General features: G+C 61.6%; 20 protein-coding genes and 3 pseudogenes. 17 read left to right on the top strand and 6 right to left on the bottom strand.

Features of this window, described 5'->3' with window-relative positions; translation table 11 throughout:
- Both ABIB95_RS46140 and ABIB95_RS46135 read left to right on the top strand, forming a co-directional pair.
- On the top strand, nt 1-892 hold an 892-nt coding region (locus ABIB95_RS46140; RefSeq protein ID WP_502917965.1), incomplete at its 5' end, for a RiPP maturation radical SAM C-methyltransferase.
- Between the two features lie 131 nt (nt 893-1,023).
- Nucleotides 1,024-1,509, top strand: coding sequence for a DUF5825 family protein (locus ABIB95_RS46135; protein ID WP_354051572.1), 486 nt, complete (start codon nt 1,024-1,026; stop codon nt 1,507-1,509).
- A 153-nt stretch (nt 1,510-1,662) separates the two neighbouring features.
- Here the strand turns inward: ABIB95_RS46135 and ABIB95_RS46130 are convergent, their stop codons facing one another.
- Together ABIB95_RS46130 and ABIB95_RS46125 are read right to left on the bottom strand one after the other, a co-directional pair.
- Nucleotides 1,663-1,866 carry a hypothetical protein gene (locus tag ABIB95_RS46130; RefSeq protein ID WP_354249076.1) on the bottom strand — a complete coding sequence of 68 codons (204 nt, stop codon included), beginning with the start codon at nt 1,864-1,866 and terminating at the stop codon, nt 1,663-1,665.
- A gap of 246 nt (nt 1,867-2,112) precedes the next feature.
- Complete coding sequence (locus ABIB95_RS46125) at nt 2,113-2,373, bottom strand: transposase (RefSeq protein WP_502917964.1); 261 nt, start codon at nt 2,371-2,373, stop codon at nt 2,113-2,115.
- A gap of 1,211 nt (nt 2,374-3,584) precedes the next feature.
- Here ABIB95_RS46125 and trbB point away from each other — a divergent pair.
- From trbB to ABIB95_RS46055, 14 genes are all read left to right on the top strand, one after another.
- Entirely contained in the window at nt 3,585-4,583 is a 999-nt protein-coding gene (gene trbB, locus ABIB95_RS46120) for a P-type conjugative transfer ATPase TrbB (protein WP_354051457.1), read from the top strand.
- On the top strand, nt 4,580-4,921 hold the full coding sequence (locus tag ABIB95_RS46115) for a TrbC/VirB2 family type IV secretion system protein (protein ID WP_354249074.1): 342 nt from the start codon (nt 4,580-4,582) through the stop codon (nt 4,919-4,921). The genes trbB and ABIB95_RS46115 overlap by 4 nt, the downstream gene beginning before the upstream one ends.
- Entirely contained in the window at nt 4,921-5,196 is a 276-nt protein-coding gene (locus tag ABIB95_RS46110; RefSeq protein WP_354249073.1) for a VirB3 family type IV secretion system protein, read from the top strand. Before ABIB95_RS46115 ends, ABIB95_RS46110 begins: the two co-directional genes overlap by 1 nt.
- 7 nt (nt 5,197-5,203) lie before the next feature.
- Entirely contained in the window at nt 5,204-7,642 is a 2,439-nt protein-coding gene (gene trbE / locus ABIB95_RS46105) for a conjugal transfer protein TrbE (protein WP_354249072.1), read from the top strand.
- Nucleotides 7,639-8,394, top strand: coding sequence for a P-type conjugative transfer protein TrbJ (gene trbJ / locus ABIB95_RS46100; RefSeq protein WP_354249071.1), 756 nt, complete (start codon nt 7,639-7,641; stop codon nt 8,392-8,394). The genes trbE and trbJ overlap by 4 nt, the downstream gene beginning before the upstream one ends.
- A gap of 10 nt (nt 8,395-8,404) precedes the next feature.
- Entirely contained in the window at nt 8,405-8,725 is a 321-nt protein-coding gene (gene trbK-alt / locus ABIB95_RS46095) for a putative entry exclusion protein TrbK-alt (RefSeq protein WP_354249070.1), read from the top strand.
- Nucleotides 8,722-10,083 (top strand): P-type conjugative transfer protein TrbL, encoded by a 1,362-nt coding sequence (trbL, locus tag ABIB95_RS46090; protein ID WP_354249069.1) that lies wholly within the window; start codon nt 8,722-8,724, stop codon nt 10,081-10,083. The genes trbK-alt and trbL overlap by 4 nt, the downstream gene beginning before the upstream one ends.
- Before the next feature lie 3 nt (nt 10,084-10,086).
- Nucleotides 10,087-10,776: a conjugal transfer protein TrbF gene (trbF, locus tag ABIB95_RS46085; RefSeq protein ID WP_354249068.1), complete on the top strand. Its 690-nt coding sequence runs from the start codon at nt 10,087-10,089 to the stop codon at nt 10,774-10,776.
- The gene (gene trbG, locus ABIB95_RS46080) at nt 10,773-11,852 is read left to right on the top strand and encodes a P-type conjugative transfer protein TrbG (RefSeq protein ID WP_354249067.1); all 1,080 of its coding nucleotides are present in this window, start codon (nt 10,773-10,775) and stop codon (nt 11,850-11,852) included. Before trbF ends, trbG begins: the two co-directional genes overlap by 4 nt.
- Entirely contained in the window at nt 11,843-13,027 is a 1,185-nt protein-coding gene (locus ABIB95_RS46075) for a TraB/TrbI/VirB10 family type IV secretion system protein (protein ID WP_354249066.1), read from the top strand. The genes trbG and ABIB95_RS46075 overlap by 10 nt, the downstream gene beginning before the upstream one ends.
- Nucleotides 13,028-13,074: 47 nt before the next feature.
- The gene (locus ABIB95_RS46070) at nt 13,075-14,403 is read left to right on the top strand and encodes a site-specific integrase (protein ID WP_354249065.1); all 1,329 of its coding nucleotides are present in this window, start codon (nt 13,075-13,077) and stop codon (nt 14,401-14,403) included.
- Nucleotides 14,400-15,335 carry a tyrosine-type recombinase/integrase gene (locus tag ABIB95_RS46065; RefSeq protein WP_354249064.1) on the top strand — a complete coding sequence of 312 codons (936 nt, stop codon included), beginning with the start codon at nt 14,400-14,402 and terminating at the stop codon, nt 15,333-15,335. The genes ABIB95_RS46070 and ABIB95_RS46065 overlap by 4 nt, the downstream gene beginning before the upstream one ends.
- Nucleotides 15,332-16,336, top strand: coding sequence for a tyrosine-type recombinase/integrase (locus ABIB95_RS46060; RefSeq protein WP_354249063.1), 1,005 nt, complete (start codon nt 15,332-15,334; stop codon nt 16,334-16,336). The genes ABIB95_RS46065 and ABIB95_RS46060 overlap by 4 nt, the downstream gene beginning before the upstream one ends.
- Nucleotides 16,337-16,466: 130 nt before the next feature.
- Nucleotides 16,467-16,724 carry a DUF2274 domain-containing protein gene (locus tag ABIB95_RS46055; protein ID WP_247377240.1) on the top strand — a complete coding sequence of 86 codons (258 nt, stop codon included), beginning with the start codon at nt 16,467-16,469 and terminating at the stop codon, nt 16,722-16,724.
- Here ABIB95_RS46055 and ABIB95_RS46050 read toward each other — a convergent pair.
- Nucleotides 16,688-17,599 (bottom strand): LysR family transcriptional regulator, encoded by a 912-nt coding sequence (locus tag ABIB95_RS46050; protein WP_354249062.1) that lies wholly within the window; start codon nt 17,597-17,599, stop codon nt 16,688-16,690. The genes ABIB95_RS46055 and ABIB95_RS46050 overlap by 37 nt on opposite strands.
- 862 nt (nt 17,600-18,461) lie before the next feature.
- Nucleotides 18,462-18,920, bottom strand: a pseudogene (locus tag ABIB95_RS46045) (transposase); the annotation flags it as partial.
- A gap of 278 nt (nt 18,921-19,198) precedes the next feature.
- On the opposite strand from ABIB95_RS46045, the gene ABIB95_RS46040 reads away from it, so the two are divergent.
- Nucleotides 19,199-19,444: a helix-turn-helix domain-containing protein gene (locus ABIB95_RS46040; protein WP_247377244.1), complete on the top strand. Its 246-nt coding sequence runs from the start codon at nt 19,199-19,201 to the stop codon at nt 19,442-19,444.
- Between the two features lie 51 nt (nt 19,445-19,495).
- Here the strand turns inward: ABIB95_RS46040 and ABIB95_RS46035 are convergent.
- Nucleotides 19,496-19,624 (bottom strand): annotated as a pseudogene (locus ABIB95_RS46035) (helix-turn-helix domain-containing protein); the annotation flags it as partial.
- Between the two features lie 263 nt (nt 19,625-19,887).
- Nucleotides 19,888-20,727: pseudogene (locus ABIB95_RS46030) on the bottom strand (IS5 family transposase).
- Nucleotides 20,728-20,927: the final 200 nt, after the last annotated feature.

Below are 20,927 nucleotides of genomic sequence, written 5' to 3'. Positions count from 1 at the left end.
CCGCACGCATCATCGCATGGTCTTTCTGGCGCAGAGCTCATCAGGCTGCCGCTCAACGCGCTCATGTCAAATCAAAAAGACAACTGTAATGCTAATGTATGCCGCTGGTATCAGGCATGTCCAACCGGGTATCGAGAACCTTTCGAGCAACGTGTTGAGATTGATGCGGAAGGGTATCACTGGTGCGCGTAACGCTCAGGCGCTCAGAGATTTGGAAGCCTCAAGCTTAACGGTTTCGTGGAACTACCTAGTGGGGATTCCGGGGGAAACGGACGACGATTATGAGAAGATAATTCCTCAGTTGCCGCATTTGTATCATCTCCAGCCTCCCCGAGCAGGGGCGACGCGCGTGTCCATTCAACGCTTCAGTCCATTCTTCAATGATCCCAAGCTGGGGGTCTCGACTAAGCGCCCACATGCCGCTTATCCCTTGATTTACAGACTCGAACCGCAGCAGTTGGCGCAAATCGCGTTTTTCTTCGAGTCTGCTCCGCAAGGCATAAGCGATGCGATGGTGGGACGTTTGCAAGCCGAGATTGATAAGTGGATCGAGGCTTACAACAATGGAGCGCAGCTCGTCTTCAACAAAACGGACGACGGCGTGCAAATTGTCGATATGCGACTATTCGGAGACCCGAGGCGAACCGCGCTACGCACGCCTGCAGAACTCCAACTGTTTCGGGCACTCAGATCGGTCATCAGTCGCGACGGTGTTTGCGGCATCGTCGCTCGGAATGCGGGATGTAGCGTTACCGACGTGGAGTTGACATTAAAGCGGTTCTTGGAAGCCGGCTGGATATTTGAAGACGAAGGTCTTCTTGTAGGGCTTCCGATCGACGTGAGCCCAAATCGGTCCATCTCGTCAGATACGAGGGCAAGGCTGTGCGCGTAACGGTTAATACAGACGCTTTGGCATCGCGCCTCGCTTCGCGGTACATCGGTGGCTGGACTTACGTGGAGTCGGAGATCGGACTGGAGGGGGTGAGCACGGTATCCAAGATAGGCGATCAGTGCCGTGCTGGCATGGGGAGAGTTATCATAGATCGTCCTATCGACCTTGGTGCGGCAACCGAACTGGAGATAAGGCGCCTGAGGTTGGTGCGAGATCTGACGTCATCTTCCATACCGGTAGAGTGGCGTCTCCATGGTGTGAATGGAAGCGAATTGACGAGCTTCCATCATCTGTCGCCGCCAACCGATATTAGGGGTACTGATTGTGATTTGAGTGCGTGGAGAGAACAGTTTCGGTATGGGCTACTTTATTGGCGCGCAGGCCCGGGATTCATCAGTATTCGAGACGCGCGAAACGGCAATGTCACCGTAACGACGTTGAGTTCGGCGTACGCAGCTGCCTTCATGAGATGTCTGGTTGGAGATCGACTCGAGGGGGTGGACGCGAAGATATTGCAAACATTGATATCGGACCGCGTCATCATGCGGTTGGACGGTTGCTATCTGTCTCTAGCCTATCGTATGCGTCGGTGGCCCATTCCTTGTAACGCCATCTAGTCGTCCCCCGAGCACGGGACCTGACGGCGATAGGATCAGACCTCGCACAATGGCCTCGCCGATTAGTTGAGAGGAGCGCGACCATGCGATCATGCAGAACGTGCGACAGACGGCATCAAGAGTACCCGGTATGAGGTCCCACGTTTGCGGTGATCAGCGGGCGCACGCGTAGCGGATCGGCATCCAGTACTGGCGGATGGCCTCGACGGCCGGCGGAATATCGGCGTAAGCGCGCCAGGTCTCGCGGCTGCTTTGTGGTGGCCCGAGCAACGGCTGCTCCTGATCGTCGCGACAGTGCAGCAGAATGGGCAGAAGCAGGCGTGATTGATATTGCTGGTGTCCACCAACGGCGCCCACGCCGACAGCCTAAGCCGCATCGCGCCATAAGAACCTTGGCACCAGGGACGCGGATCGACGTCGCCATTGATTTTGCGCCGGTGCATCGGGGGGAACTGGCCAGGTGTGGTCGAAAGGATCTGGCTGATCTCGTTATGGCGCAGCGCGACGGCGGAGATCGCGGCGAACTCCGGGGTGCCGCCGTGGTTGAAAGCATCGGCATCGATGGCGAGCTGGCGAGCAGTGGGCAGATCCAGTCGAGCGGGCTCATCGACACTGGTCCGGCCACGATCGCGGCGACGTAACCGTCGCCTTGCCGGCCGCCGCCGCAACCTGGCGTCGCCACGACGTGAGCAGCCCGCGGGCAACGCCATTGCGCCGCGCCACCTCGGAGATGTTCGCGCCCTCCTCAAAGCTCTCCGCCGCGATCCGGGCCTTCTCCTCGCTCGTCCAGGGTCGCCGCCGGCGCTCCCCGGTGATCAGCTCGACGCGACGATATGAGTCACCTTCCTGCCTGGCATCAAGCATGGCATTTACCATCGCTCCACCTCCACCCATCAGATCATGCCAGGCTGTATCCCAAGCAAACTGCGCGATGACGAGGTGGAGGCCTCATGCCGGTTACCATCAAGACGGCCGATGCAGCTTTGCCAAAAAAGACGCCCCGAAACACCTGTGCTTCGGCGGCTCACCGAGGCGTGCCTAAACTCCAAGTCGGCCTGGTGGAAGCGCGAGCGGAGGTCTTGATCCACTATCCTCCGACTGACTGTAGCGCCGCCCTTAGCATGCTCGTGCTGTCGAGTCGCGCCAGACCGATTGACCGAGGTCCGGGCTGCAAATCAGAGCGTAGTCCCCGGATTTCGTCCGGCTTGCTGAGGGGTCTCAATGCCGCCCGGAATGCTCCGGGCCACGCGCGCCCGTCAGCAGCTCTTGCATGCCCTCATCACTGGTATCATCGGCGATGTTGACGAGACAACGTGCGAAGTCACTCTGGACGATCCATTGGCGCGGTGGTCAGCATTCACAACTTCGCATCCGCAAGCCGCGGTCAGGCGAGCACGGATGCTGCACATCCGAGGAAGCGCTTGCCGCGATGCGGGCCATGGCGACTCGAGGGTCGGACCAGGAAATCGCCACCTCCCTAATCGGATGGGTATGCCGACAGGCAAGGGAAGACCTGGACAGCGGGCCGTGTGAGCACGGTACGCGGGGAGAAGAACAGCGAATGGCTGACCATCTCGGAAGCCGCGGCAAAACTTGGCGTGTCGCATCATCGGATTCGTCGCCCGATCGCATTCTGCCTGCCGAGCAAGTGGTGCCCGGTGCGCCTCACCAACGATCGGCCGATCTCGAGACCGATGAAATGGCTACCGCGGTCTTGCGAACAGGTCGCCCGTGTCGCACCGATTCCGAGAATCAATGTTTTCAACACTTGAGGAAGGGGGTGCAATAAACACCGCATCGCTGTTTCTGAGCATTTCACACGGAGAACTCGCCTGAATTATTTGCAGGACCCCGCCCGAGTTGGCCGTTGAAATCACCCTTTGCTGACACCCGTACTGCAGATTTGGCGTCAGACCTTGATCGGTGCGCCTTCTGTACAGTAAGTATTTTTTCTCTGCTCTACGCTGGAGTCCTACGACGGCTGAATACTTGTTGAACTGCGCCAGCTCCTGCCTTTTGTATCCATCCCCGTTGGCCAATCGCTTGCCGCGATTGGCTGTCGACGGGGGACGATCGTGGCAGGCACTTCACTTCATTCGGAAGCGTTCTCGCGTGGCGCGCGCATGCTTCGCACCGCGCTTGGTCCCGCGATAGCCACCTTCCTTGAGGACCCCTCGATCGTCGAGGTGATGCTCAACCCCGATGGCCGGCTCTGGATCGACCGGCTGTCGGGCGGCCTTGAGGATAGCGGACGTACGATGTCCGCGCTCGATGGCGAGCGGATCGTGCGCCTCGTCGCGCATCATGTCGGCGCCGAGGTGCACGCCGAGAAGCCGCGCGTCTCGGCTGAGCTTCCCGAGACGGGGGAGAGGTTCGAGGGACTTCTGCCGCCCGTCGTTGCGGCGCCGGCCTTTGCGATCCGCAAGCCCGCTGTCGCTGTCTTCACTCTGGATGATTATGCGGCGGCCGGCATGATGACGACCGGGCAGGCGGGCCTGCTCCGCGAAGCAGTCGCCGCCCGCCAGAACATTCTGGTCGCCGGCGGCACCTCGACCGGCAAGACCACCCTGACAAACGCACTGCTGGCTGAGATCGCCGGCACCACCGATCGCGTGGTCTTGATCGAGGATACGCGTGAGCTGCAATGCCGCGCTCCGAATCTGGTCGCGCTGCGCACCAAGGACGGCGTCGCGTCCCTGTCCGATCTGGTTCGGTCCTCCTTGCGTTTACGTCCCGATCGCATCCCGATCGGCGAGGTGCGGGGCAGCGAAGCCTTGGAGCTCCTCAAAGCTTGGGGCACGGGCCACCCCGGTGGGATCGGCACGATTCACGCGGGCTCCGCGCTGGGCGCACTCCGCCGCCTGGAACAGCTCATCCAGGAAGCCGTCCTCACCGTTCCCAAGGCGCTGATCGCCGAGACCATCGATCTCGTTGCGGTGCTGCGCGGCCGCGGCAGCGAACGCCGCCTCGCCGAACTCGCTCTCGTTGCCGGCCTCGATCCCGCCACCGGCGATTACCGCGTCCGGTCCGCCGAGGCGGCCGGCCAATCCTCACATCCTAAGGACCCATCATGATCCAGTTCCCTCCCACGATCCGTCACGTTCGCCGCCGCTTCGCCGACCTCGGGTCGATTGCCTTCATCTCCATCGCTGTCGCTCCCCCAGCCTACGCCTCTGGCTCCTCGATGCCGTGGGAGACGCCGCTCAATCAGATCCTGGAGTCGGTGCAAGGTCCGGTCGCCAAGATCATGTCGGTCATCATCATTACCGTGACCGGTTTGACGCTCGCGTTCGGCGATACGTCGGGTGGCTTCCGCCGGCTGATCCAGATCGTCTTCGGACTGTCGATCGCGTTCGCCGCATCGAGCTTTTTCCTGAGCTTCTTCAGCTTCTCCGGCGGAGCCTTGGTGTAATGGCCGCCATCGTCGATCCGGAAGTGGCGGGTTTTTTCGCGCCGGTCCATCGCGCGCTCACAGATCCGATCCTGATGGGCGGCGCGCCCCGCACCGTTGCGATCGCCAACGGCACGTTGGCGGCCGCCATCGCGCTCGGCCTCCACCTCTGGATCCCCGGAGCGCTGATTTGGGCCGTGGGCCATGCGGCGGCGGTCTGGGCGGCTAAGCGTGATCCGCAGTTCGTGGACGTCGTTCGACGTCACCTTCGCTATCCATCCTATCTCGGCCAGTGAGCCTTCCATGCTGAACCTCGCCGAATATCGCAACCGGCCGCACAGTCTCGCCGACTTCCTGCCTTGGGCCGCTTTGGTCGAGAAGGGCGTCGTCCTTAACAAGGACGGCGCGTTCCAGCGCTCGGCGCGCTTCCGCGGTCCGGATCTCGACAGCGCGACACCTGCCGAGCTCGTCGGCGTGACGGCCCGCCTGAACAACGCGCTGCGCCGTCTCGGCTCAGGCTGGGCGATCTTCGTCGAGGCCCAGCGTATCGCCGCCCAGACGTATCCGCACAACACCTTTCCTGACGCCGCATCAGCGCTGGTCGATCTGGAGCGACGGGACGCTTTCGAGGAGGCAGGTGCGCATTTCGAGAGCCGCTACTTTCTGACTTTCGTCTGGCTCCCGCCGGCCGAGGACGCCTCGCGCATCGAGGGCTGGTTCTATGAGGGCCGTGCGCACAGCGGCGTCGATCCTTGTGAGCTGCTGCGTGGCTTCGTCGACCGCACCAACCGCGTCCTGCAATTGGTCGAAGGGTTCATGCCCGAAGTGGCATGGCTCGATGACGGCGAGACGCTGACTTACCTGCATTCGACCATCTCAACCCGGCAACAGCGCGTACGCGTTCCCGAGACGCCGATGCATCTCGACGCGTTGCTCGCGGATGAGCCGCTCGCTGGCGGCCTCGAGCCGCGTCTCGGCCGCCATCATCTTCGCACGCTCACCGTGGTCGGCTTTCCGAGCGCGACCCATCCCGGAATCCTCGACGAGCTGAACCGGCTTGCCTTCCCCTACCGCTGGTCGACGCGTGCGATCCTGCTCGACAAGACCGAGGCGGTGAAGCTCTTGACCAGGATCCGCCGCCAGTGGTTCGCCAAGCGCAAGTCGATCGCCGCCATCGTCAAGGAGGTGATGACCAACGAGGCCTCAACACTGGTCGATAGCGATGCGGCGAATAAGGCCGCCGATGCCGATCTCGCCTTGCAGGAACTGGGCACCGACGATGTCGGCCAGGCCTACATCACCGCCACTGTCACTGTCTGGGACGAGGACACCGGTCTCGCCGCTGAGAAGCTTCGGCTCGTCGAGAAGGTCGTTCAGGGTCGCGACTTCACCTGCATGCCGGAAGAGGTGAACGCACTCGAAGCCTGGCTCGGCTCTCTGCCGGGGCACGCCTACGCCAACGTCCGCCAGCCGCCGCTCTCGACATTGAACCTGGCCCACATGATTCCGCTTTCGGCGGTCTGGGCGGGGCCAGACCGCGATGAGCATTTCCGCAGCGCCCCGCTGTTCTTCGGCAGGACCGAAGGCTCGACGCCGTTCCGCTTCTCCCTGCATGTCGGCGATGTCGGTCACACTCTGATCGTCGGCCCGACCGGTGCCGGCAAGTCCGTGCTGCTCGCGCTGATGGCGATCCAGTTCCGGCGCTACCGGAAGAGCCAGATCTTCGCCTTCGATTTCGGCGGTTCGATCCGCACGGCGGCACTTGCCATGGGCGGCGACTGGCACGACCTCGGCGGAAGTCTGTCGAACAGCGCGGAGGACTCCGTCTCTCTTCAACCGCTCGCACGCATCGGTGACGCGACGGAGCGGGCCTGGGCTGCCGAATGGGTAACCGCAATCCTCGCCAAGGAAGGCGTCACCATCGATCCGACCGTGAAGGAGCACGTCTGGTCGGCGTTGACCTCGCTGGCGTCCTCCCCGGTCGAGGAACGCACGATCACCGGCCTGACGGTTCTATTGCAATCGACCGCGCTCAAGCAGGCGCTGCAACCTTATTGCGTCGGCGGCGCTTCCGGCCGCCTGCTCGACGCGGAAGCCGAGCAGCTCGGCTTTGCCTCGGTGCAGGCGTTCGAGACCGAGGGCTTGATTGGCGCTGGAGCTGCGCCTGCCGTCCTCACCTACCTGTTCCATCGCATCGAGGGACGGCTCGACGGCCGGCCGACCCTCCTCATCATCGATGAGGGGTGGCTCGTCCTTGGCGATCCAGCCTTCGCGCAACAGCTCAGGGAGTGGTTGAAGACGCTACGGAAGAAGAACGCTTCTGTCGTGTTCGCAACCCAATCGCTCTCCGACATCGACAGCAGCAACATCGCACCCGCAATCGTCGAGAGCTGCCCGACGCGCATCTTCCTGCCGAATGAGCGCGCGATCGAACCCCAGATCACCGCCATCTACCAGCGGTTCGGTTTGAACGACCGCCAGATCGAGATCATCGCGCGAGCGACGCCGAAGCGGGACTATTACTGCCAGTCTCGCCGCGGCAATCGGCTCTTCGAGCTGGGTCTCGGGCCGGTCGCGCTCGCCTTCTGCGCCGCGTCTTCCAAGGCCGACCATGCCGCCATCGAACGGCTGCTCGCCGAGCACGGCCGCGACGACTTCACGCCCGCCTGGCTCGCTGATCACGAGCTGCTCTGGGCCGCCGATCTCATCCCCGACCTGACAAACCTGGAGGTGCAATCATGACCGCTCGTAAAACGCGGCGCGTAAGCTTGGTCGCCGCGACCGCTCTCTTGCTTGCCGTACCAACTCCGCTTTTGACGGTGCCGGCCTTTGCGCAGTGGATCGTCTACGACCCCACCAACTTCAGCCAGAACGTGCTGACCGCGGCGCGCGAGCTGCAGCAGATCAACAATCAGATCCAGATGCTGACCAATCAGGCCCAGAGCCTGGTGAACCAGGGAAAGAACCTCGCCAATCTGCCGTTGTCGACGCTGACCCAGCTTCAGTCACAGGTCGCACGGACTCAGTCACTGCTGAGCCAGGCCCAGAACATCGCCTTCAACGTCGAGCGCATCCAGACGACATATTCCAGCACCTACGGCACGGGGGCGGCCACGCCCTCCAATGCGACCATGTTTGCCGCGGCCCAAAGTCGTTGGCAGAACTCGGTAGGCTCCTTCGAGGACTCGCTGAAGGTGCAAGCCGGCGTCGTCGGCAATATCTCGACCAACTCCAGCGCAATGAGCTCGCTGGTTTCCGCCAGCCAGTCGGCAAGCGGCGCCCTGCAGGCCGCTCAGGCCGGCAATCAGCTCCTGGCCCTGCATTCCCAGCAGCTATCCGATCTCGTCGCGGTGCTCGCCGCGAAGGGACGGGCGGATGCGTTGGAGCAAGCGCGCGTGACGGCGACCGAATCGCAGGGCCAGCAACAATACAAGATCTTCTCGACACGCAGCGGTTATCAGCCCGGCAACGTCACCATGTTCAGCGGCAACTGAGGCGTCGATCATGGAGCGCTCGGATGTCCTTCGCGCAGGCGCGATGCTCATTGTGTTCGCGATGTTCCTCGCCACTCTGCACGTCATCCATCGGCGTCCGGCGGAGCGGCCCATATCCGACTCCCCCTTTGTCGCCGTTCCCGATGATCTGTCGGCCGAGCTGCGCCGCTGCCGCGCGCTCGGTCCCCAGGATGCCGAAGATCCGCACTGCCATGCGGTCTGGGAGGAGAACCGCGCGCGCTTCTTCGGCGGGCCGGCGCGGCCACTTCTGCCGCAGGCCGCGCCGGCCACACAGCCGAGGACGGGTGCTCCAAAGGGAGAGAAGTCGTGAACAACGTCGGCGTCATCGACACCTTTCTCAATACTTTCACGACCTACATCGATTCGGGTTTCGGCCTGATCAAAGGCGACGTTACGTATTTGTCGTCGACGTTGATCGTCATCGACATCACATTGGCCGGCCTATTCTGGGCCTGGGGTGCAGACGAGGACATCCTCCAGCGGCTGGTGAAGAAGACCCTCTACATCGGCTTCTTTGCCTTCATCATCACCAACTTCACCAAGCTCTCAGGCATCATCTTCAATAGCTTCGCTAGCCTCGGACTGAAGGCCGGCGGCTCATCGATCTCGACCGCGGACTTCCTGCGGCCCGGCCGGCTTGCGCAGGTCGGCCTCGATGCCGGGCAACCGTTGCTAGACTCCGCAAGCCAGATGATGGGCTTCACCAGCTTCTTTGCCAATTTCGTCCAGATAGCCGTGCTGATGGTGTCCTGGCTCCTGGTGCTGATCGCCTTCTTCATTCTGGCGGTGCAGCTGTTCGTAACGCTGCTCGAGTTCAAGCTGACGACGCTTGCCGGTTTCATCCTTATCCCCTTCGCGCTTTTCAACAAGACCGCCTTCCTCGCGGAAAAGGTGTTGGGCAACGTCGTTGCCTCCGGCGTGAAGGTCATGGTGCTTGCTGTCATCGTCGGCATCGGCACCGGGCTGTTCTCCCAGTTCACAACTGCCTATGCCGGCGGGCAGCCGACCATCGAGCAAGCGCTCTCTGTTGTGCTGGCGGCACTCGCCATGCTCGGCCTCGGCATCTTCGGTCCGGGCATCGCGACCGGTCTTGTCTCGGGCGCCCCGCAGCTTGGCGCCGGCGCTGCCGTCGGCACGGGCCTCGCCGTCGCCGGCACGGCTATGGCGGGTGGAGCTGCGCTTGGGCTCGCCGGAAGGGGAGCGATGGCGGCTGGCTCCGGTGCTGCGGCCGCCGCGCGTGGTGGTGCGGCGGTGGCGGGCGGTGTGTCCTCCGCCTACAGCCTCGCATCGGCCGGTCGGTCCGGCGCTGGCGGCGTCGCGTCAGGTCTCGGTGGCGCAGGCCGCGCGGCGGCAAGTCACGCGGCAGCTCCCGTCAGACGCGCCGCTTCCCAAGCGGCAGGGGCAATGAGGGAGAGCTTCACCTCCGGTGCCCGTGCCGGCGTCGCCAACACCGGTGGCTCCTCGACGATGGGGACGATCGGGAGTAGCGAGGCTGCACCCGATGGAGCCGAGTCTCAAGCAGCGAGCGAAAGCGGTCCGCCCGCCTGGGCCCAGCGCGTCAAGCGCAATCAGACCGTCATTCACGGCGCCCAGACCGCCGCGCAAGGCCTCAAATCCGGCGACAGCCATGGTGGCGGCCACTCCGTCGACCTCTCGGGAGGAGAATAAGAAATGTCAGTCTTCCGGCGATCGTCGGTTCGCTATGGCCGCACGCCCGAACCCGAAACCCCCTACCAGCGCGCGGCCCAGGTTTGGGATGAACGCATCGGCTCTGCCCGCGTGCAGGCCAAGAACTGGCGGCTGATGGCGTTCGGTTCGCTGATCCTTTCTTGCGGCCTCGCTGGTGGGCTCGTCTGGCAATCGACGCACGGCACTGTCGTTCCCTGGGTGGTGCAGGTCGACAAGCTCGGCGAGGCCGAGGCCGTGGCGCCAGCCACCGCGGACTACAGGCCGAACGACCCGCAGATTGCCTGGTATCTCGCCCACTTCATCCAGATCGTTCGCTCGCTTCCGGCCGATCCAATCATCGTGCGGCACAACTGGCTGCAGGCTTATGATTTCACGACCACGGCGGGCGCCGCGGTACTGAACGACTACGCCCGCGCCAATGACCCCTTCGCCAATCTCGGCAAGCAGCAGATCGCGATCGACGTCTCCAGCGTCATCCGCACCTCGCCCGACAGTTTTCGCGTCGCTTGGGTCGAGCACCGCTATCAAGACGGAGCGCTCGCCGGCACCACACGTTGGACCGCGATCCTCACCATCGCAATTGCGCCGCCCACCGACGCCGATCGGCTGCGCAAGAATCCACTCGGCATCTACGTCAACGCTATCAACTGGTCGAAGGAGCTGGGACAATGATCCCGCCGAATTTCTCGAAAGCCGGCGGTCCGGCTTGGCGCTTTTCCATCGTTCACCAAAATTGGAAAGACGGCGATACGTCTTTCCGTAAACCCGCCTTTGCGGCTTTGCTGATGGTCGCCTCGGTGCTTGGCGGCTGCGCGCACAATTTCATCCCGCCCGACATCAACTATGACACTGCGGAGCCGGCAGCGCTCACCACTGATCCGCCGCCGCCCGTCAAGATCGTGGAATTGCCCCAGCCCCTGCCGCTCCCTGGGCAGCTAAAACCGCTCGCTGGGAGCAAGCGCACGCCCGAAGCCGCCGATCCGAAGGTTCGCGTCAAACAGGCCAACGCCGCGGCACGGGTGCAGCCGGTCCGCAATGGCTTCATCAACGCGGTACAGGTCTATCCGTTCTCGGGCGGAGCCCTCTACCAAGTCTATACGGCGCCGGGTCAGATCACCGATGTCGGACTCCAAGAGGGCGAGCAACTCGTCGGCTCCGGTCCGGTCGCCGCCGGCGACACCGTGCGCTGGATCATCGGCGATACCGAGAGCGGTGCGGGCGCGACCAAGAAGATCCACATCCTGGTCAAGCCGACGCGACCGGAATTGGTCACCAATCTCGTGATCAACACCGATCGGAGGACCTATCTCCTCGAGCTGCGCTCGACGGAGAAGACCTACATGGCCTCGGTCTCCTGGCAGTATCCCGAGGACCAGCTGATCGCACTTCGGCGGCAGAATGCGGCGGCTGAAACCGCAGCTCCCATTGCGGCCGGCGTCGATCTCGCCGCGATCAACTTCCGCTACGCGATCGAGGGCGACGATGCGGCCTGGCGTCCGCTGCGCGCCTTTGACGACGGAAACAAAGTCTACATCGAATTCCCCAGCGGCATCGTCCAGGGCGAAATGCCGCCGCTGTTCGTCATCGGTCCGGCCGGCGGCTCCGAACTGGTGAACTACCGCGCGAACCGCAATTACGACATCGTCGACCGCCTGTTCGCCGCCGCCGAATTGCGTCTTGGCGACAAGGATAGCGAACGGCGCGTGCGCATCGTCCGCACCGACGGAAGGCCGCGCTCATGGCGATAGGCAACGAAGACGAACGTCAGAGCGACATCCCGCCCGTCGCGCCGCCCGACCTTCGGCTCCGAGGCGAGCGGCCGCGTGTCACACGCCTCTCGCGCAAGGTGCTTATCGGCCTCGGCGCGGTGTCTGCCCTCGCAGTCGCGGGCGCGCTCGGCTATGCCCTCCAGACCGGCAACAAGTCGCAGACCGGCCAAGAGCTGCTCAGCACTCAGAACCGACCTTCGGCCGAGGGCCTAGCCGGGTTGCCGAAGGACTACACCGGTCTGCCGCGTCAAGCGCCGCCGCTCGGGCCGCCGTTGCCCGGCGATCTCGGCAAGCCGATCCTCAACGCAGGCGCTGCAGCGAATACCATGGTCCCGGGAATGACGTCCGATCCGGAGGCGCAGCACCGAGCCGAGGAGATCGAGGCGGCGCGCGTCAGCCGTCTGTTCGCCCAGACTGTTCAGCAACCACAGAGCATCGGCCAAGTCATCCCGAATACCTCGAACGGAGCCACGACGCCGCCGGCCACGACACCACCCGTCGATGCGGGATCCACCCAGAACATGCAGGACCGCAAGGAAGCCTTCCTCAACGCTTCCACCGACAAGCGCACGGTCAGTCCGGACCGGCTCGAGGCCAAGGTCTCGCCCTATGTCGTGCAGGCGGGCACCGTAATGCCGGCTGCACTCATCACGGGCATCAGGTCCGATCTGCCAGGCCAGATCACCGCTCAGGTCACCGAGGCGGTGTACGATAGCCCCTCCGGAAAATATCTTCTGATCCCCCAGGGGGCCAAGCTGATCGGCCAGTACGACAGCTCGGTTGCGTTTGGTCAGAGCCGTATTCTCCTGGTCTGGACCCGCATCATCATGCCGGACGGCAACTCGATCATGCTGGAGCGCCAGCCCGGCGCCGATACCGGAGGTTATGCCGGGCTCGAGGATGAGGTCGACAACCATTGGGGCATGCTGTTCAAGGCCGCGGTCCTCTCGACCATGCTCAGCGTCGGAGCCGAGGCGGGTACGAGCCAGAACGAGAACAATCTCGTTCAAGCGATCCGCAGCGGCGCATCCAACAGCATCAGCCAGACCGGCCAGCAGATCGTGCAGCGCCAGCTCAACATCCAACCGACGCTGACTATCCGGCCAGGTTTCCCGGTTCGCGTCATCGTCACGCGCGATCTCGTATTCCGCTAGCGGAATACCAGGTCATATGCCGCGCTGTGGATAATGCCGAGTTTCCTGTGCATTTGCTTCCTTTCCCTCACATTTCCGAAGAAGTCAGTCGGCATAGTTCGTTCGAGCAGAAACCGGCCGAGGTCGTGTTTCCGATGAACAGAGCATGTCGAAAGCGACGCTCTCGGCTTGTGGTCGAGGGACCGCTGGCTCCTTACTTTGAGCTCTACGCCGAGTATCTTGCGGATCAGCGGTACTCGCAGGTTTCTTATTGGAAGAAGACATTTCTCATCACCGAGTTCAGTCGATGGCTGAGCTGGGAAGGTATCTCGGTCGACGGGATTACGACCGCGCATGAAGAAGCATTCTTGCGCCATCGCTCCCGACGCCGCCGTCTCAAGGGTGGCGACCGGATCGCTCTGTCCGGCGTGACATGCTGGCTTCGGGAAAAAGGCATTATCGAATGCGCGGCCACGGCTTCGGCCGAGACGTCGGCTGTTGATCTGGTGTTGCAGGAATACAGATCTTACCTGCACGAAGACCGCGGCCTGGCGCCGGCGACCATCGAGAATTATGCCGGCTATGTAAGGCACTTTCTGACAAACATATCCGGCGGGGACGACCCGCGTCTCGCCTCTGTGCATGCCAGCCAGATTGCGGAATATATCCGGCGAAACGCGCCGCAAGACCGCACATTCGCTTCGGCAAAACACGTAGTCACGGCACTGCGGTCGTTCTTCCGCTTCGTACGGTACCGCGACTACATCCACACCGATCTTGCCGCGGCAGTACCCTCTGTCGCCGGATGGTCGATGGCGTCGATTCCGAGAGCGATGCCGGCCGACTGTGTTCGGGTTCTTCTGAACGCGAGCAAGAAGTGGCGAACGGCGGCCGGGTTGCGCAATCGAGCCATCCTGTTGTTGCTGGCCCGGATTGGGCTGCGTGCAGGAGAGGTCGTCCGGCTCGAACTGAGCGATATTGATTGGAGCGAAGGCTGTCTGAGCGTGCATGGCAAGGGCCGTGTGGAACGGCCGCTGCCCTTGCCCCATGACGTGGGACAGGCGATTGCGGCCTATCTTGAGCACGGACGCCCGGAATCGAGCTGCCGCCGGGTGTTTTTGCGTTCCCGCGCCCCCTTTGATGGTTTGAGCTCGCACAGCGACATATGCCAGATCGTCGCGCGTGCAATTAGGCGCGCCGGTATCGAACTCGGTTCTACTGGAGCGCATCAGCTTCGTCATGCGCTTGCCGTCAACATGCTGCGCCAGGGGGCATCGCTGACGGATATTGGCCAGGTGCTGCGGCATCGCAGCCCGGATGCAACGCGGCAGTACGCGAAGGTCGATCTGGAAGCCTTGCGCGAAGTCGCCCTGCCATGGCCGGGAGCGACGCCATGAACAATTTGCGCGAGGGTGTTGCCGATTATTTGGAATTGCGCCGGTCCCTTGGCTTCAGGCTGAAGAAGGATGAACTTTACCTTCGGGATTTTGCGGCGTTCATGGAACGGCGTCATGCCGCGTACATCACGGCAAAGCTGGCAGCGCAATGGGCACAGCAGCCGGCATCGAACGACCCGAACTACCATGCCGGAAGGTTGCGCGCCGTGCGCAGTTTTGCGCGCCACCGCATCCTGACAGACCCGCGCACCGAAATACCTCCGACGGATCTGCTGCCGCGCCGGCGGAGCGCCTTCCAGCCTCATATCTTCCTCCAGGAAGAGATTGCCCGCCTTCTCGCCGCCAGCCTGCAACGACGGCGGGGAGCCAAGCCGATCTCGCGCTGGTCGCGCTATGCGATCTTCGGCCTTCTGAGCGTCACCGGGATGCGTGTCGGCGAAGCATTGAACCTTGATCTGGAGGACGTCGATCTCGACCACGGAGTCCTGACCATACGCAACACGAAGTTCGGAAAGTCCCGCCTGGTTCCGGTGCATGCGACGACCAGCGCTGTCCTCAAGCAGTATCTGGAACAGCGCAATGCGTTGCTGGCTGGACGCAGCGCCCGGCCATTCTTCATCTCGCCGCTCGGCCGTCGCATTACGCATTCGGTTTTGGAACTGTCGTTCCGCCGGCTGTCGCGGAAACTCGGGTTGCGCGGCATCTCCGATAAGACCGGGCCACGTTTGCACGATCTGCGGCACACCATGGCTGTCGATGTCTTGCGGCAATGCTATTGTGCGGGCGCAGACCCCGAGCGCCGCCTGCCGGCGCTGTCCACTTATCTGGGACACACCCATCTCAATTATACGTACTGGTGTTTGCACCAGAACCCCTCTCTCATGAAGCAGGCGGTGACGCGGCTCGAGCATTATTGGGAGGCCTCCGTATGAAACCCGCGCTCCCGACCTTCCCGGCGCTCCTGCAAAAGTTCTTCACGCAGCGGCTGATGCAACAGAAGCGCGTCAGCGCGCATACGATCAGCTCCTATCGGGACACGTTCAGGCTTCTGCTGCGGTTTGCGCAGAAACGGTTGCACATGTCTCCGGATCGCCTGGCATTCGAAATGATCGATGCCCCGTTCATCTCCGTGTTTTTGAACGAACTTGAGAAGACGCGTGGTGTTACCGCGCGAACTCGCAATCTTCGTCTCACCGCCATTCGGTCGTTCTTCCGCTTCGCTGCCTACGAGATGCCGACCCATAGTGCTCAAATCCAGCGCATCCTCGCCATGCCGGCTAAACGTTTTGACCGCAGGCTGATCGACTTCATGACGCGCCCGGAGGTCGACGCACTTCTGAATGCTCCGGAGAAGAGCATCTGGAGCGGTCGCCGGGATCACGCACTCTTGCTGACAACCTTGCAAACAGGCTTGCGCCTGTCCGAAGTGACCAGCCTGAAACGCCAGGACGTAGCATTCGGCACAGGCGCTCATGTCGAGGTCCTCGGCAAGGGGCGAAAGCAACGCGCCATTCCGCTTTCCAAACCTGTCGCTGCAGTTCTTGAAGCATGGCTCGATGAAACCAGCGCCGCCCACGACAGCAGTATCGTCTTCCCGAGCATCCGCGGCGGACGATTGAGTGCGGACGCGGTAGAGCGCCTTCTGAGAAAGCATCTGGCCACCGCCAGCGAAGTCTGTGCCTCGCTGAAGAAGAAGCACATCACATTCCATTGCCTGCGACACACGACAGCAATGGACCTGTTGCATGCCGGGGTGGAGCAATCCGTGATCGCGTTATGGCTGGGGCATGAATCCATTGAAACAACCCAAATCTATCTCGATGCGGATCTGGCGCTGAAGGAGAAGATCCTCGCCAGAACGATCCCCTTTGACAGCAAACCGGGGAAGTTCCGGCCCAACGGTCAGCTGCTGACGTTCCTCAACCAGCTATAGGAGACAGGACTATGCCGACATTTGGCGCGTCAAAACCCTATGATTGGCGTCTCTCACCCCCGCAAATCCGCATAGTCCGGAAAGCGGCATATGATCTCGTGCTGGCGCCGTACCGGAAGGGAGCAACACCGTGACAAAGCTCAAGCTTGGGCCACTCGAAGACGACAAACCAGTCAAGCTCACCGTCGAGCTCCCGGCGGCGGTCTTCAGGGATCTCAAAAGCTATGCTGAGATCCTAACGCGTAGTGGAGGCACGACGACGCCGACCGAGCCCGGCAAACTGATTGCGCCGATGATAGAGCGATTCATGGCAACCGACCGCGCTTTTGCGAAGGCCCGACGAAATGCGGCTCAGCCCGCACCTGGATCAGCCGAGAGATCCGGATAGCGCTCGCGAAGCAGGTCAAGGAACGGACGTAGCGATGGATTGCCGTTGGCCTGCCGCCAGTAAGCGCGGAAGCTCAGCCGGGTCGGACCCTCGGCGTCATGCACCTCGCGGAAGGTGACACCCGGATAGGTCGCGCCGGTCGCACCTTCCAAGGCCAACAGCATTCCCCAGCCGGCGCCGACCAGGGTGAGGAGCCGATCGAGCGACACATCATGACGAAGTACCGGACATGGATCGGAAGTTCCCAACTTGCTGATGAGCAGTTTGTGGAATTCCGGTCCAGGGCCGTGCTGTGACAATAGTAGGGCTTCATGCCGCAGTTCGCCCCAGTGAACTACATTGCGGGCTGTCAGCGGATGGTGTTCGGGAAGGGCGACGACGACACGTTCGCTCCACACCAATAATGACTTGTCGCTCCACCTCGGATTGGGCTCGGCCACGAACGCGATATCAATGGCGGAGCTGGCGAGATCGGACATCAAATCGTCGCTCGATCCGTCGACGAAATGCGGTTTGACATCAGGGAAGCGCCGCTGGTGCTCGAGAAGGGTGGCCCGTAGATTGCCGGCGGAGAATGAGGCGTGGATCCCGATGTTCAATAGACCGCTCTCGCCGCGCCAGCGGCTCTTGAGGCGGCCGGTCATCGCCTCAGTATCATTCACGATGCGCCGGGCAGCATCGAGGAATTCCTGACCTTCGATGGTCGGTCGCGTACCGGCTTTAGTGCGCTCGAAGATGGCACCGCCCAACTTATGTTCGAGATTGCGCAGGCGGCGACTCAGCGTTGACTGCTTAACCCTGAGGGTCTCTGCCGCTTGGCGGAGGCTTCGGTGCTGGGATGCGACGATAGCCCAGCGTAGATCTCGAAATTCCATTGGCACGGTCGAAGCGCAACCCCTCTAGCTCGTATGATTCGGTGCTACCATGCCAAACCGCAGTTGGGATTGATCAAAAAAACAACTGGTAGTAGAATTTTCTTCCAAATCAATGGGAAGCAAAGTTTCAATCTAAATGGGTAAAATCGGGAATATCCGCGGTGGTGGCCCGATCCTGCGCGACCCTGCCCAGGGCATTCGCTTGCCGAACTGCTGTCCATCGGGCCGGGAGCTTGCTTGCTTTGCCCTGCAATCATTCGGAGAATCTTGTCGAGGGAACAGCGAACTGTGCATCGGTCGAGTGACATACAATCGGACGATCCACAGACTGCAGAAGCCGGTTGTGATGAATAAATCCCGAGTTTGCATGGACGAGGTTTTCCGGTTTCGAGCCTGTCGCGCCGATTGCGTTATATGATGAGCCGAACTTGCGCGCGGGTTTGACCGTGATTCACCATTTCGGGTCGATTTCCCGGGCGTGTCGCCTGGCCGGATTGGCGCGACTCGACGTCCGATAGCGCGCGCCTGCCGCCGCCGTCAGTTCCTTGCGCGTCACCATGGTTAGCCGCCCCACCTTCGCCCCCGGTCGTTCCCGATCCAAGGGAGCAATTTACGTGAGGCAACGGCTTAGCATCCGGTAACAATTAAGGTGAGGCAATGCGACCTTGTCATCGACGGCAGTGTGCTGCTTGTAAGCGGGCTCCAGCCGCCGGTTTCGGGCATTGGTGGCCATTGTCGCATCGGGGATCAGTCGTGCAGACCTTTTGTACTTCCCGCTTTGCGGCCCTTCTCTCATCCTCACTTTCATCTTCGCCTTGATTTTCGCTCAGCATATCCATCACATGCTGCTCGGTGAGGCTGTTCCAACTCACGTTGGCGCGGATCAGCGACGCATCGATGTGAACCACTTCTGCTGTTGCGATCTTGGCCTTCAGGCAGGCCTCGACCGTGCGTTTGAAGATCCTACGGAATCGCTCTTCGCCCCAGCGCTGGCGGATGCGCGTCAGGCTTGAATGGTGCGGTAGCTGCTCGTGCAGGCCATAACCAGCAAACCAGCGAATGGCGATGTTGACCTGAGCCTCACGGATCAGCTTGCGATCGTGTACGATCCCGGTGAGCAGACCCGCGAGCATCAGCCGTACCGCGGCTTCCGGATCGATGCCTGGCCGACCGTCGTTCGCGCAGTCGGAGACCTCTTCCCTTAGCCAAGACAGGTCGAGCACACGATCGACCGCGCCAGCACGTGCTCATCTGGGACGAGCTGTTTCAGCGAGCCCGTGATGAAGAGCTCCAACTGATCCCGCTCCTTGCGCCCCAGCATCTCGTTTGCTCCGCCGATCGCGAATCGCCGACGAGAACGGAATCAGCCAATTGGAGCTTTTTCAACGACCCCCATGTGCGTGAGTTGCTAGATGTTCCAGAACCGTATCTTCGAACCGACGTAGGCGCACGGCGCGCTGGGGCTAATAAGTAGGCGGAAAATCTGACCGCCATTTCGGGCGAGGCCACATTCTACCTGTTGGCAGTTCCCAACGATCAAGTCTAATAGGCGGGTTATAGCCAGTGATTTGACGCCCGAGCTCATGGCATGCTTTGCACATGGAAACTCGTGCACTTGTGGCTTGGAATGTGCGTCGGATTCGGATTAGCCGCGGCATTTCGCAAGAGAAATTGGCTTATCAGGCCGGCGTTGACCGCTCCTATTTGGCCAGTCTTGAGCGGCAATCGAAAAACCCGACAATTGATCTGCTCGAGCGCATCGCCGAGGCGCTGGACGTTCATTTGTCCGAATTCTTCGTTCGGCCTGTGACGCCCAAGACCTTTCCTAAAGATCGCAACCGGTGAGTTTACGTCGTCGTTGGACGGGTTAGCCATTATATGCGATTGGGCAGAGCGCTCGAAGATAGCACCGCCCAACTTATGTTCGAAATTGCGCAGGTGGCGCCTCAGCGCTGACTGCTTAACTCCGAGGGTCTCTGCCGCTTGGCGGAGGCTTCGGTGCTGGGATACGACGATCGCCCAGCGTAGATCTCGAAATTACGTCGAAACCTATGACAGCTTGCTCGTGACCAAGATTTCTCTTGAAGGGAGCTTGCACTGCTTCGCGCCGCCTCGTCCGCCCGTTCACTGTTCCTATGGCCCCGATGGGGACAGTCACTTTCGCAGTCCTGCTAGCGCTTGCGATCCTTCCTGCCTGGCATATTGGTCCGTACGAGGATGATGCCTTTGTGGAAGCCACACACCCTTCGCGTGCGAGTCTCATCGTCCAAGTTCAGTCAACTCGTTCCTTAGAGCCTGACCCAAAATTGCATTGCTGTTTTTATCGCTGCGATGCGCCTTGTCATGAGTTGGACAGAGGCGAGGAAGAGCCAGGCAGCTGCGCTTTCGATGGTTCGCTCGAAGTCCTTGGCCAATCTGCGGTTGCGGCCGAGCCAGGCGAAGGTTCGTTCGACCACCCAGCGGCGCGGAAGCACCTCGAAGCCCTGTGCGGCATCGGAGCGCTTGATGATCTCGACAGTCCACCGGCCGATCTTTCCAGCACCGCCTTGAGCTTTTCGCCGGCATCAGCCGCCATCGGCGAAGATATGGCGCAGCCAGGGGAAGCGGTAGCGAATGCTGCACAGGACATCTGGCGCGCCGTCGCGATCCTGAAACGATCGCTCCGACCAGGAGCCCTTGGGTGTCGGTGACGATGTGGCGCTTTCGACCCTTGATCTTCTTTCACGCGTCGTAGCCGCGAGGGCCGCCACTTTCCGTAGTCTTGACCGATTGGCTGTCGATCACGCCGGCCGTGGGCGAGGCCTCCCGGCCGATCGCCTCGCGCGCCAGCATCAGGAGTGCGTGGTGATCGATTGCCACAATCCGTTGTCGCGCCACTGGTAGAAATAGTACTGCACCGTGGTCATTGGTGGAAACAGAGTGGGCGGCAGCATGCGCCACGGCAATCCGCCGCGCAGCAGATAGAGCACTGCCTCGACGATGTCGCGATAGCTCCATTTCGGGCGCCGCCCGCGCTTGGCCCGCACAGGAAGCAACCTCTCCAGCACGCCCCATTCCGCATCCGTCAAGTCGCTTGGCAAATGCAGCTCCTCTCGGGCAAACTGTGCCCGGGTGATATCAGTCCACAGTCTCGATCCTTTGATGCTTCGCAACACCGATGGAATCAGAACTCGCTGATATCACTCAACTTATTTTTCGGTCGGACACTTAGGCGTAGAACTATTCGTAACGCTCTAGGGCCTGTTTGGATTCAGGATTCTCATTCGAGCTTGATTGTGATTCAAGCTTGAGATGGACCGATTCGTTTTGACTGACGCCCAGTGGGCGA

Origin of the sequence: Bradyrhizobium sp. LA2.1 (assembly GCF_040547725.1) — a bacterium.
Classification (GTDB): Bacteria; Pseudomonadota; Alphaproteobacteria; order Rhizobiales; family Xanthobacteraceae; genus Bradyrhizobium; species Bradyrhizobium barranii.
The sequence above is the reverse complement of the archived record's forward strand: the minus strand, read 5'-3'. Positions and strand labels throughout refer to the sequence as shown.

Coding starts and splice junctions, on each gene's coding strand:
- ABIB95_RS46135 (WP_354051572.1), top strand. CDS start 1,024: ATGGGGAGAGTTATCATAGATCGTCCTATCGACCTTGGTGCGGCAACC.
- ABIB95_RS46125 (WP_502917964.1), bottom strand. CDS start 2,373: ATGCTTGATGCCAGGCAGGAAGGTGACTCATATCGTCGCGTCGAGCTG.
- ABIB95_RS46115 (WP_354249074.1), top strand. CDS start 4,580: ATGATCCAGTTCCCTCCCACGATCCGTCACGTTCGCCGCCGCTTCGCC.
- ABIB95_RS46110 (WP_354249073.1), top strand. CDS start 4,921: ATGGCCGCCATCGTCGATCCGGAAGTGGCGGGTTTTTTCGCGCCGGTC.
- trbE (WP_354249072.1), top strand. CDS start 5,204: ATGCTGAACCTCGCCGAATATCGCAACCGGCCGCACAGTCTCGCCGAC.
- trbJ (WP_354249071.1), top strand. CDS start 7,639: ATGACCGCTCGTAAAACGCGGCGCGTAAGCTTGGTCGCCGCGACCGCT.
- trbK-alt (WP_354249070.1), top strand. CDS start 8,405: ATGGAGCGCTCGGATGTCCTTCGCGCAGGCGCGATGCTCATTGTGTTC.
- trbF (WP_354249068.1), top strand. CDS start 10,087: ATGTCAGTCTTCCGGCGATCGTCGGTTCGCTATGGCCGCACGCCCGAA.
- trbG (WP_354249067.1), top strand. CDS start 10,773: ATGATCCCGCCGAATTTCTCGAAAGCCGGCGGTCCGGCTTGGCGCTTT.
- ABIB95_RS46075 (WP_354249066.1), top strand. CDS start 11,843: ATGGCGATAGGCAACGAAGACGAACGTCAGAGCGACATCCCGCCCGTC.
- ABIB95_RS46065 (WP_354249064.1), top strand. CDS start 14,400: ATGAACAATTTGCGCGAGGGTGTTGCCGATTATTTGGAATTGCGCCGG.
- ABIB95_RS46060 (WP_354249063.1), top strand. CDS start 15,332: ATGAAACCCGCGCTCCCGACCTTCCCGGCGCTCCTGCAAAAGTTCTTC.
- ABIB95_RS46050 (WP_354249062.1), bottom strand. CDS start 17,599: ATGGAATTTCGAGATCTACGCTGGGCTATCGTCGCATCCCAGCACCGA.
- ABIB95_RS46040 (WP_247377244.1), top strand. CDS start 19,199: ATGGAAACTCGTGCACTTGTGGCTTGGAATGTGCGTCGGATTCGGATT.